The organism is Gilliamella sp. wkB18 (assembly GCF_001690875.1).
GTDB lineage: Bacteria > Pseudomonadota > Gammaproteobacteria > Enterobacterales > Orbaceae > Gilliamella > Gilliamella apicola_A.
The window spans coordinates 66088-78290 of record NZ_LZHM01000045.1 but is presented as its reverse complement, the minus strand read 5'-3'; the positions used below and the strand labels follow the sequence as shown (position 1 = coordinate 78290).

Below are 12203 nucleotides of genomic sequence, written 5' to 3'. Positions count from 1 at the left end.
TAATGTATATTATGTTAAATATAGTGTATGAATTTTTTATTAAAATTAAAGGAACGCCATGTTTTACTTTATCAATTTTATGAGCACTTTCGATTAATTCGATACAATGCTATTTATAAAATTCACAAGCTCTATAATTATAAAACATTAGCCAAATAACTTAGTTAATTATTTGGGTATATTGGGATTGGTTTGATTTCTGTTTTACGTTTTTTAGGTCTGTAATTTGCTAATCTTATAGTAGTTAAATTTTGGATAATATCTCGTCAAAAATGATTAAGTTTACTATTAGAAATAAAATAAACTTTAAATAAATTAATAGTAAAATCAGTTGGATAATATATAGTTCGCCCAAACTATCCCTATAGTTTTAAGTACTTTATCGAGATAATTGGCTAAATTAAATTTATCGTTAAGTTCTAGTTTATCGCAAACACCATCCTCACTTTTTGTAATTAACTTGTTTAGGAATTTCATTAGGATAAACACGGACAAATTAGTTAAAATTTATTCAACTTTATTAGCTAAAGCCAAAAATTCTCTTTTTATAAAGATCTTTAAAACATCTCATTGGCTAATATTTTTTCAGATCTAATATAATGATAGACGAATCAAAATACCAATATTGGGGCTACGTCCATTTACAAAATAGTCTGTAATATCTCGATGAAATGTTTTGTTAGAATTAGGTTTGAAAAGATATTCTGTGTTACCAATTGATGCAGCACATAAGTAGATTATTCAGATAAAATTTTATCTAATTTTTGACGATAAAAAGCAATGATATTCTTAACTTCACATAGCTCAAATCTTTATACCACTCTTCTATTTTAAAAGATCTTACTTCTACTTGAATAAAGCATATAAATTATTTAATTGATTATTATCTTTTTTGATAACAAGTGTTGTTCGTAAGTAACAATATTAAATCCTATGAAATACAAAGTTTAATATAATTTTTTAATACTTATCAAAATATATTTTTCTATAATTATCATAACTATATGATTGCCCAAATAAAGTATAACTACAATTCTTACATAAACCTATTTTTGTTTTATCAATTAGTATACTAGTAAAGTGATCATTATAATTTATTTCATTTGAGATAAATTCTCGGTTTGATTATTAATAAAAATAATTCTTGAAGGGAAACAATGTGGAGAAGACCCTATCAGCCACATCCCACACACATATTCTTTACTTTGGCTGCTTCCTTCCGGACCTGACCTAGTGAGCAAAAAAATGTTGCAAGAGGACCCATAGGATCTTCATTGAACGGATATATTATGCTTGAATTATAAAATAATTACAAATACTTTTTTAAAAATAAAATTAAACAGCCTTTTATGACTTTTACAAAAAAGGCTATTATTGATACAACAAAAATAATAAAAATTAGTATTAAATTACTAAATTATTTTCTATTCTTGCTCTAAATTTAATACCAGGTCTAAATGTAACAACTCTTCGAGCTGAAATATCCACACTTTCACCTGTTTTAGGGTTACGACCTGGACGTGAATTTTTATCACGAATGGCAAAATTACCAAATCCAGATAATTTAACAGGTTCCCCTTTTTCTAAAGCCACTCGAATCTCTTCAAAAAAAAGTTCAACAAGTACTTTAGCTTCTTGACGATCAATATTAAATTTATCGGTAAGACGATCTGCAATATCAGCTTTAGTTAATGTCATATTTGTTATTCTCTTAATAGGGCTTTAAAACGAATTTGTAAAGCAGAAATACATTTGCTTACAATGTCTGTTATATCTTGTTCTTCAAGTGTACGTGATTTATCTTGTAAAATCAAACTGATAGCAATACTTTTTTGATCTTCTTTAATATTATCACCCTGATAAACATCAAACAGGTTCACCTTTACTAGCTGCTCTCCACCAACACGTTTACACTCAGAAATAATATCTGCAGCTGGAATTGCATTTGAAACTACAATAGCAATATCACGTTTATTTGACGGATATTTCGATAAATCTTGAGCAACAGTTACTTTTTTACCACTAATTTTAGCTAAATTTATTTCAAAAACAAGCGTTTTACTATTTAAAGATAATTTTTTTTCAATTTCTGGATGTAACACCCCTAAATAACCAATAATTTCATTATTTTTGTGGATAGTTGCACTTTGCCCAGGATGTAAAATTGATAACTCAGATCTCTTAAACTGAACATCTTCTAAACAACCTAATAGTGAAAAAATAGATTCAATATCGCCTTTTAGATCATAAAAATCTACCTCCCTTTTAGGAAGCTCCCAATGTTCTTCATATAAATTTCCAGTAATAATACCAGATAACATAAATTCTTGAAGTACACCAAATTCAAATTTATCATCGGGTATAAAACGTAATCCAGTTTCAAACAAGCGAATTCGTGATTGCTGGCGATTTTGATTATATAAAACAGCGCCTACTAACCCCGACCATAATGATAAACGCATTACAGACATTTCACTTGAAATTGGATTAGTTAAATTAATGGCACGTTGCTCAGAATGAATTATATTTTGTATTTTAGGATCAACAAAACTATATGTTACAGCTTCTTGATAACCTTTATCAACCAATAAATTTTTCAATCGATCTAACGAGATTTCTCCTTCTGGTTTTGGTTTCATAATAGATTCAATTTTTAAAGTTGCGTTTGGAATATTGTTATATCCATAAATACGAGCAATTTCTTCAACCAAATCTTCTTCAATCTGCACATCAAAACGCCAACTTGGAACTTTGACTTGCCAAATATTATTCATATATTCAACTTTACAACCAAGTCGATTTAAAATATCAGTAATTTTTTGTGTTTCGATAACATGGCCAATAATACGATCTATTTTTTCACGACGTAATCGAATCGTTGCCTGTTTTGGCATTTCTTCTTGAGCTACTACTTCATTAATTGGACCAACTTCCCCACCACAAATTTCAATTATTAATTGAGTAGCTCGCTCCATAGCGGTAAGTTGTAAAGTTGGATCAACACCTCGTTCATATCGATGTGAAGCATCAGTGTGTAAACCATATTCACGAGCTTTACCTGCAATAGCCAACGGAGCAAAAAAAGCTGATTCTAGGAATATATCTTTGGTAGAATTACTAACTCCAGATTTATCTCCTCCCATAATGCCCGCTAGAGCTAATGCTTTATGATGATCGGCAATAACTAAGGTTTTATCATTCAATTTAATTTCATTGCCATTCAGTAATGTTATTTTTTCGTCTTGTTGAGCATAACGAATAACTATACCTTTTTCAATTTTAGCTAAGTCAAATGCATGCATTGGATGGCCTAGTTCTAGTAATACATAATTAGTTATATCAACTACTGTATCAATTGAACGAATCCCCCCTCGACGAAGCTTTTCTTTCATCCATAATGGTGTAATTGCATTAGTATTAATATTTTTAATTATTCGCCCTATATAATGAGGAGCAGCTTTGGGTGCTTCAATTTGGATTGGAATGGTATCAGTAATTTTTACTGGTATGTTTGCAATATTAAGTTCCTTTGTTGGAATATTGTTAACAGCAGAAATATCTCTAGCAATACCAACAATACCAAAACAATCGGCTCGATTAGGAGTTACACTAATGTCAATAATGACATCGTTTAGATTTAAATACTCGCGTATATCTTGTCCCAAAGGCGCATCATTTGGTAATTCAATAATGCCATTATGTTCATCAGGAATCCCGAGCTCTGAATAGGAACACAACATGCCTTCTGAGGGTTCTCCTCGTAACTTAGCTGATTTAATTTTAAAGTTGCCTGGTAATATTGCACCTACAGTAGCACATGCAACCATCAAACCTTGTCGGCAGTTTGGTGCACCGCACACGATATCAAGTAATTCTGATTTACCAATATCAACTTTTGTTACACGAAGTTTATCTGCATTTGGGTGTGGCATACATTCCACAACTTTACCAACAACAACACCAGTAAAATCACCTGCTACTTTTTCAATACTATCAACTTCTAAACCAGCCATTGTTAATTGTTCGGCTAACATTTCGCTACTAATTTCTGGATTGATCCATTCACGTAGCCAACTTTCACTAAATTTCATGTTTTGATCTCCAGAATTAATTAAATTGCTTTAAAAAACGTAAATCGTTTTCAAAAAAAGAACGTAAATCAGTGACACCGTAACGTAGCATAGTTAATCGCTCTATACCCATACCAAAAGCAAAGCCACTATAAACTTCAGGATTAATACCCACATTACGTAATACATTAGGATGAACCATTCCACAGCCTAATACTTCTAACCATTTACCATTTTTAGCTTTAATATCCACTTCAGCTGAAGGTTCTGTAAATGGAAAGTATCCTGGTCTAAAACGTATTTCCATATTTTCTTCAAAAAAACATTGCAGAAAATTATGTAGTAATCCTTTTAAATGCGTAAAACTAATATCTTTGTCAATCAACAAACCTTCCATTTGATGGAACATTGGTGTGTGAGTTTGATCATAATCATTACGATAAGTTCTACCTGGTGCAATTATTCGAATCGGTGGTTTTTGATTTTCCATAGTACGAATTTGCACAGTTGAAGTTTGTGTTCTTAACAATCGTTTTGTATCAAACCAAAAGGTATCATGCTCAGCACGAGCAGGGTGATGAGCAGGAATATTCAATGCATCGAAATTATGGTAATCATCTTCAATTTCAGGACCAGTTTCAACAACAAAGCCTAGTTCACAAAATAAATCAGTTAACCGATTAATTGTTTTTGTTACTGGATGTAGCCCTCCTAATTCAAGTGATTTACCTGGCAATGTAATATCAATTGTTTCATTAGCTAATTTAACATTAAGAGCCTGGCGCTCTAAAAAATTGCGCTTTTGATTTAATATCTCAATAACCTCTTGCTTTGCGTCATTAATTTTTTGACCAACAGCTGGGCGCTCATCGGCAGGAACATTACGTAATGAAGCCATTTGCATTGTAAAATGACCTTTTTTACCAAAATATTCCACGCGAATCTGTTCGATCATATTAATATCATTAGTACTTTCAATAGCGGATTTGGCATTATTTACTAGTTCAACTAGTTGAGACATTGGTTCTCTCCTGCTTATTATTCATCATATAAAAAAAGCCTCTTCTGAGGCTTTTATAATTATTTTTCGTTTTTCATTTGCCTCATGAGTAAAGTTTTCATTAAGTCAAAAAAGAAACAAAAAATAACTAACTTCATAATTAATTTACTTTTTAAAATATTAATTACTAAGATGACAAAAGCCGAGATAACTCGGCTTTTATGAAAACATTATAATGCCGCTTTTGCTTTTTCAACTAATGCAGCAAATGCATTTTTGTCAAATACAGCAATATCAGCTAAGATCTTACGATCAATTTCAATTGATGCTTTCTTTAACCCATTGATAAATCGGCTATAAGAAAGACCGCATTGACGAGCTGCAGCATTAATACGAACAATCCATAATTGACGGAATTGACGTTTGCGTTGGCGACGATCGCGATAAGCATATTGTCCAGCTTTGATTACAGCTTGGAAAGCAACACGATATACACGTGAACGAGCACCATAATAGCCTTTTGCTTGTTTTAAAATTTTCTTGTGACGTGCACGAGCAATAACACCACGTTTAACACGAGCCATAAACTATATCCTCTAAATAATTAACCAATGAATTAAGCGTATGGAACACACGCAGTAACTAAACCTAAATCGCCTTTTGACACAGTTGTCAAACCACGTAAATGACGTTTACGTTTGGTTGATTTTTTAGTTAAGATATGGCTCTTGTTAGCTTGCTTATGCTTAAAGCCACCAGAAGCTGTTTTTTTAAAGCGCTTTGCTGCGCCTTTTACAGTTTTAATTTTAGGCATTTTATTAATTTCCACTTCGCATTGTTAATAAAAATAAAATAATGGTGTAAATTTTAGTAAATTAAAAATTAGCTTGTAAAAACCATTATTTCTTCTTCGGCGCAAGAACCATTATCATTTGACGACCTTCGATCTTAGTTGGATAAGATTCAATGATAGCCAAATCTGCTAAGTCCTCTTTAATGCGATCAAGCATTTCAGAACCTAGCTGCTGGTGAGCCATTTCACGACCACGAAAACGTAACGTGACTTTAGCTTTATCGCCATCTTCAAGAAAGCGAATCAGGCTGCGGAGTTTTACCTGATAATCGCCTTCGTCTGTACCAGGTCGGAATTTAATTTCCTTAACCTGAACAATCTTTTGCTTTTTCTTCTGCTCTTTTGTTGCTTTACTCTTTTCGTAGAGGAATTTGCCATAATCCATAATTCGACAAACAGGTGGCTCTGCATTAGGGCTTATTTCAACTAAATCAAGAGTTGCTTCTTCCGCTTGTTTTAAAGCTTCGTCTAAGCTTACAATACCGAGCTGCTCACCATCGACGCCGGTTAACCTCACCTCGCGTGCAGTAATTTCATCGTTAATTTTATGCGCGCGTGTTGACTGAATTCGTTTACTGACTTTAATATCTCATTCCTCCAAATTAATTTATCATTAATTCATTTGTTCTAATGAACGACTATGAATTTCGTTAAGCAACAATTCTATAACATGTTTCACTTCAAAGCTACCAAGATCTTTACCTTGGCGAGTTCGAACTGAAATAGTGTCCGATTCCATTTCTTTATCTCCACAGACAAACATATATGGAACACGTTTCAATGTATGCTCACGAATTTTAAACCCAATTTTCTCATTTCTCAAGTCCGCTTTTGCTCTAATACCAACTTTTTGTAATTGTTCGGATAATTGTTTGGCATATTCGGCTTGATTATCAGTAATATTGATCACAACAACTTGTAGCGGGGAAAGCCATGTAGGGAAAAAACCAGCACAGTTTTCAGTTAATATACCCATAAAACGTTCCATTGACCCTAAAATAGCTCGGTGAATCATAACCGGAATATGACGTTCATTATCTTCACCAACATAAGTCGCATCCAAACGCTCTGGTAGCATAAAGTCGAGCTGGACTGTACCACATTGCCATGCACGGCCTAAACAGTCATGTAATGTAAACTCAATTTTTGGTCCATAAAAGGCACCTTCACCGGGTAGATATTCAAATTCAATACCATTTTCAGTTAAACATTCAGCTAAATCTTTTTCAGCTAAATCCCAAGTCTCATCTTTACCAATACGTTTTTCTGGACGAGTTGATAATTTAACGGTAATGTTGGTAAATCCAAAAGTACTATAAGTATCGTAAACCATTTTGATACAGCTATTTACTTCACTGCGAATTTGTTCTTCAGTACAAAAGATATGCGCATCATCTTGTGTGAAGCCACGAACACGCATTAAACCATGCAGAGAGCCTGATGGTTCATTACGGTGGCAACTACCAAACTCAGCCATACGTAACGGTAAATCACGATAAGATTTTAACCCTTGATTAAAAATCTGTACGTGTCCTGGGCAGTTCATTGGTTTAATACAATATTCGCGGTTTTCTGAGGATGTTACAAACATTAACTCTTTGTAATTACCCCAATGCCCTGTTTTTTCCCACAAAATACGATCCATCATAAATGGACCTTTTACTTCTTGGTAATTATATTCTTTTAATTTAGTACGAACAAAAACCTCAAGTTCACGGAAAATAATCCAACCATCATTATGCCAAAACACCATACCAGGTGCTTCTTCTTGCATATGATAAAGATCAAGTTGTTTACCAATTTTACGATGATCTCGTTTAGCCGCTTCTTCTAAAAATTGTAAATAGCTATCAAGTTGTTTTTTTTCTGCCCATGCAGTTCCATAAATACGTTGTAACATTTTATTATCACTATTACCACGCCAATAAGCGCCAGCTACTTTTTGTAATTTAAAATGATGGCAAAAACGCATATTAGGTACATGTGGTCCACGGCACATATCAATATATTCTTCGTGATGATAAAGTGCTGGTTTTGAATCTTTTGGAATATTTTCATCTAAGATAGCAATTTTATATGGTTCATGCCGCTTCCAAAAGACTTCTCTAGCACGCTCCCAACTAACCACTTCTTTTTTTACTTCATAATCTTTTTTAGCCAACTCATGCATGCGTTTTTCTAGTGCATCAATGTCTTCCTGAGTTAAAGAGTGATCTAAATCAACATCATAATAAAAGCCATTATCAATTGTTGGACCAATAGCCATTTGTGTATTAGGCCATAGTTGTTTAATTGCATGACCCAATAAATGTGCACAAGAATGACGAATAATTTCGAGTCCATCTTCATCTTTGGCTGTAATGATGGCTAATGTTGCATCTTGTTCAATGACATCACAGGCATCTTTACGTTCACCATTTACACGCCCGGCTATACAAGCCTTAGCAAGCCCAGCTCCAATACTTTGAGCTACTTCTAAAACAGTAACTGGTTTATCGAATTGACGTTGGCTTCCGTCAGGAAGAGTAATAATTGGCATAATAAATCCTTATAACAGTGGTGCACCACAAGAAAGCGCACATGCGCACATAAAAAATAGATCGCGTATATTACCACTTATTATAAGGATTTTAAATAATGCTCATGCTACGACTTCTTTATTTTCTATCTTTTTAATTAAAATAAATAGAAATATTAACCATAATCTTTTAATGCACATATTATTAATTACATCATAAATATTTCGATCAATACTGAAATTAAATTTAATATTTACGAGTTAAAAAATTTCATATCTTTAAAAATAACTCCCTACTTTTAAATGGTTTTGAACCTACATAAGGCTTTAAAGCCATTCTAGTAAATCGTTTAGCAGCTTTAAGTGTGTCTTTATTATTAAAGTCACGCTTTCCCAAAGCTAAAATTTGTTCACCAGTAAAACTAGAGCTATTTTGTAGTAAACTACTCATAAACCCTTTTTCTATTTGATATTGATAACTCATAGTGCTAACAATATCTTCGCCTGTGTAACCACAATGAAAAAAATCTACGTGATATCCCAAATTTTCTAATAAAGTTAATTCAAAACAGCGTAATACATTTTCAGCAGGTACTTGCCTAGCCAATTTTTGCAAGCTATCTAAATAATTATCAAAAAGTGTGGACATCTCTGTTTCGGCAATTAAAACACGATGTAACAATTCATTCAAATAAAAAGCACTGTATAAATAAACAGAAGCAAGAGGTAAAGCAAGTGACATCGCTTCAACTTGGCGTAATATTTTTATTTCACCTTGACCAGAATATTGCACAACAAGAGGTGTAAAAGGTTGTAAAACCCCTTTTAATGCAGATCGTTTTCGTCTAGCTCCTTTGGCTAAAACTGTTATTTTTCCTGCATTTTCAACAAATAGATCAACTAATAAACTGCTTTCACTGTAAGCTCGAGTATGTAATGTAAATGCCCTTTTCCAGCTTTCCATTTTAGATGCCTTTTTGATTACAAGATTATTATTTTTAATAAAAAGATTACTTGATTAAAAAATGAATGATTTTTTAAATTTTCTTCTGAAATTAACCTAAATTTCCGATATAATCAATGGCTAATTATTAATATGATTATAGGATAACTAAAAGAAAACTATGGAACTTTTCTCAACGATATTACTCCTTGTTTTAATTGTATCACTTTCTGGTGTCGTTATAAAAATGCTACCGTTTCAAATTCCATTACCACTTATGCAAATACTATTGGGTTGTACGTTAGCTGCTTTCGGCATATATGTAAAATTTGATCCAGAATTATTTCTTGTTTTATTTATACCTCCTTTACTTTTTGCCGATGGACGCAAAACATCAGTAAAAGATTTTGTTTATAACGTAAGAGAAATTGTTGGATTAGCACTTGTTTTGGTAGTGATTTCGATTATTGCGTTAGGTTATTTTTTACATTGGATATTGCCAAATGTTCAATTAGCAGCAGCTTTAGCTCTCGCTGCAGTATTATCTCCAACCGATGCTGTTGCCTTAAGTGGTATTGTAGGAAAAGGACGCATAGAAAAAGAAAAAATGGAAATTATTGAAGGTGAAGCTTTAATGAATGATGCTTCTGGCTTAGTATCATTAAAATTTGCAATTGCCATAGCGGCAGGATTGTTACAATTTGATTTACTAAGAATTAGTTTAACATTCTTTGGAGTTGCAATTGGGGGGCTTGCTATTGGTGTTTTGTTTACATGGTTATATGCACGTATATTACGTAAAATAAATAAACTTACGCATAATGATCCTGCAATTCAAATTGTCTTATTATTCTTACTTCCATTTGCGACTTACATAATTGCTGAAGAATGCCACTGTTCTGGTATTTTAGCCGCAGTGAGTGCTGGTATGACTGTCAACCATTCAAATATGATGAGAAATGCACCTTTAACTGCACGTTTGCAGTCAGATAGCACATGGTCCATGTTAACCTTTGTATTTAATGGATTTGTATTTGTTTTATTAGGTATTCAACTACCAAGTATTTTTAATAATACTTTCGCTGAAAATCAAACAGATTCATCGATTGAAGTTTGGCAGTTGTGTCTTATTGTCTTATTTGTTTTTATTGTATTAATGGGCACAAGATTTGCTTGGTTATGGGCAATGAAACATATGCCTACCATGCCATTAGGTACTAAACGACCACTTGCTTTTAGATCCTATTCAACTAGAGATCTATGGATTTCGACCTTTGCCGGTGTTCGTGGAGCAATTACACTTGCGGGTGTTTTATCTATCCCGATGACAATCAGTGGGCGATACCAGCTTGTTTTTATTGCAACCGGTATTATTTTAATTTCTTTAGTTACAGCAGTAATCGTATTACCTATATTATTACGTGGTAGTGTTATTTTAGATAATTCTGCGCAAGAAAATGAAATTCTAACGGTCAAAGGTCAGATGGCTGAAGAAGCAATTGTCAGTTTAGAAAAAATGCAAGGTAATTTACTTCAAGAAACAACAGATTCTGGCTTAGACCAAGAAATTATACATGAGGTTGGATCGCGTGTTATAGGATCACTAAGACGACGAACAGGCCTTAAAGATTTGGAACAAAAATCGCTAGAAGCTGAAAATCTTGAACGACGTATGCGTTTAGTTGCAATTGGCGCTGAACGTACAGCATTACTACAAATGAAAATTCGTAACGAAGTCAGCGAAGAAACTTTTGAGCATTTAAATAATGATTTAGATATTTACGAAAAAATGATATCTGGAGATTAATAAATGGTAGCAAATAAACAACACATTTTAGCTAAAGCCCATGCTCGGTTTGTTGACAAAGCCCCTGAAGTTTTGGGGCTAGCTTTACAGTGTATTCCATTCAATTTAAAAAAACATGCAATAGAGCAATTACTGCAACTACAATTTAAAAATTCACTGCAAGACGGTGAGCTTGATTTTTTAGAAAACCGATGGCTAAAAATTCAAGTTACCGACCTAGAACTTGTTTGGTTTGTAAGTTTGATTAATAATAAACTGGTCGTAAGTCGAGAAGAACTCGCTGATGTGAGTTTTATTGGTAATGCTAATGATTTGATAATGATTGCAACGAGACGACAAGACCCTGATACACTATTTTTTCAACGTCGTTTAATTGTTGAAGGTGATACTGAACTAGGTCTCTATGTTAAAAATTTAATGGACTCAATTGAAATTGATTCAATGCCTAAGATTTTAAGAATAACACTTGAAAAATTAGCTAATATCATTGAAAGTACACCAACAAATTAAATTTTCTAAAATCATATTTTTCATATCTCTTCTTAAGTAAGGGAATTTAGCAGTTATTGATAACAACGTTCCCTTTAATTCTTATTATTATCCATTTTTAATAATTATATCAAAATGATAATAAATAGTTTTAATCAATTCACCTATTTAATTACCTTTTCTTTACTACACAACTTGTCCCCCGTATTATTATCCAATAAATTTAATTTTTCCATTAGAATGTATCTTCAATTTTTTTAGATGCTCCCATATAGTGAAAGCTTGCTTTTCGAATTTTAATATGTATTTATTACGTAAATCAACCTTTGACCATATTCCTAATCTCCAAAAATAATAGGTATATCATTAGTTAATGATTTCATAAGAGCAATCAACATACTTATATTCAAGTTTATAAAGATAACTCAATAATTGTTTTTTTCATGTTAGCTACATCAAATCTTGTTTTTAGAGTTTACATCCACAAATAATTACTACAGCGTCTGATTTGATATAATATTTA

10 protein-coding genes and 1 other RNA gene are annotated in these 12203 nt (G+C 32.5%); 2 read left to right on the top strand and 9 right to left on the bottom strand.

Features of this window, described 5'->3' with window-relative positions:
• Positions 1–1169: 1169 nt before the first annotated feature.
• From ffs to recO, 9 genes are all read right to left on the bottom strand, one after another.
• Positions 1170–1265: signal recognition particle sRNA small type (ffs, locus tag A9G48_RS05030), an RNA gene on the bottom strand.
• Positions 1266–1404: 139 nt separating this feature from the next.
• Positions 1405–1698: an integration host factor subunit alpha gene (locus tag A9G48_RS05025; protein WP_034945619.1), complete on the bottom strand. Its 294-nt coding sequence runs from the start codon at positions 1696–1698 to the stop codon at positions 1405–1407.
• A gap of 5 nt (positions 1699–1703) precedes the next feature.
• Positions 1704–4091 (bottom strand): phenylalanine--tRNA ligase subunit beta, encoded by a 2388-nt coding sequence (gene pheT / locus A9G48_RS05020; RefSeq protein WP_065575874.1) that lies wholly within the window; start codon positions 4089–4091, stop codon positions 1704–1706.
• A gap of 16 nt (positions 4092–4107) precedes the next feature.
• A complete protein-coding gene (gene pheS / locus A9G48_RS05015) occupies positions 4108–5091 on the bottom strand; it encodes a phenylalanine--tRNA ligase subunit alpha (RefSeq protein ID WP_034945605.1) in 984 nt (327 codons plus the stop codon).
• 209 nt (positions 5092–5300) lie between these two features.
• The gene (rplT, locus tag A9G48_RS05010) at positions 5301–5654 is read right to left on the bottom strand and encodes a 50S ribosomal protein L20 (protein WP_024496189.1); all 354 of its coding nucleotides are present in this window, start codon (positions 5652–5654) and stop codon (positions 5301–5303) included.
• Between the two features lie 32 nt (positions 5655–5686).
• On the bottom strand, positions 5687–5884 hold the full coding sequence (gene rpmI / locus A9G48_RS05005; protein ID WP_034945602.1) for a 50S ribosomal protein L35: 198 nt from the start codon (positions 5882–5884) through the stop codon (positions 5687–5689).
• Between the two features lie 85 nt (positions 5885–5969).
• The gene (gene infC, locus A9G48_RS05000) at positions 5970–6509 is read right to left on the bottom strand and encodes a translation initiation factor IF-3 (RefSeq protein ID WP_034945599.1); all 540 of its coding nucleotides are present in this window, start codon (positions 6507–6509) and stop codon (positions 5970–5972) included.
• Positions 6510–6536: 27 nt separating this feature from the next.
• Positions 6537–8462 (bottom strand): threonine--tRNA ligase, encoded by a 1926-nt coding sequence (gene thrS, locus A9G48_RS04995; RefSeq protein ID WP_034945591.1) that lies wholly within the window; start codon positions 8460–8462, stop codon positions 6537–6539.
• A gap of 250 nt (positions 8463–8712) precedes the next feature.
• Positions 8713–9405: a DNA repair protein RecO gene (recO, locus tag A9G48_RS04990; protein WP_051825214.1), complete on the bottom strand. Its 693-nt coding sequence runs from the start codon at positions 9403–9405 to the stop codon at positions 8713–8715.
• Between the two features lie 160 nt (positions 9406–9565).
• On the opposite strand from recO, the gene A9G48_RS04985 reads away from it, so the two are divergent.
• On the top strand, positions 9566–11191 hold the full coding sequence (locus A9G48_RS04985) for a Na+/H+ antiporter (RefSeq protein ID WP_034945589.1): 1626 nt from the start codon (positions 9566–9568) through the stop codon (positions 11189–11191).
• A gap of 24 nt (positions 11192–11215) precedes the next feature.
• The gene (gene ubiT / locus A9G48_RS04980) at positions 11216–11701 is read left to right on the top strand and encodes a ubiquinone anaerobic biosynthesis accessory factor UbiT (RefSeq protein ID WP_442903336.1); all 486 of its coding nucleotides are present in this window, start codon (positions 11216–11218) and stop codon (positions 11699–11701) included.
• The last annotated feature ends 502 nt before the right edge of the window (positions 11702–12203 follow it).

Bases quoted from the DNA above. Each gene is read 5' to 3' on its own strand.
- thrS (WP_034945591.1), bottom strand. From the start codon at position 8,462: ATGCCAATTATTACTCTTCCTGACGGAAGCCAACGTCAATTCGATAAA.
- A9G48_RS05025 (WP_034945619.1), bottom strand. From the start codon at position 1,698: ATGACATTAACTAAAGCTGATATTGCAGATCGTCTTACCGATAAATTT.
- A9G48_RS04985 (WP_034945589.1), top strand. From the start codon at position 9,566: ATGGAACTTTTCTCAACGATATTACTCCTTGTTTTAATTGTATCACTT.
- pheT (WP_065575874.1), bottom strand. From the start codon at position 4,091: ATGAAATTTAGTGAAAGTTGGCTACGTGAATGGATCAATCCAGAAATT.
- recO (WP_051825214.1), bottom strand. From the start codon at position 9,405: ATGGAAAGCTGGAAAAGGGCATTTACATTACATACTCGAGCTTACAGT.
- rplT (WP_024496189.1), bottom strand. From the start codon at position 5,654: ATGGCTCGTGTTAAACGTGGTGTTATTGCTCGTGCACGTCACAAGAAA.
- pheS (WP_034945605.1), bottom strand. From the start codon at position 5,091: ATGTCTCAACTAGTTGAACTAGTAAATAATGCCAAATCCGCTATTGAA.
- rpmI (WP_034945602.1), bottom strand. From the start codon at position 5,884: ATGCCTAAAATTAAAACTGTAAAAGGCGCAGCAAAGCGCTTTAAAAAA.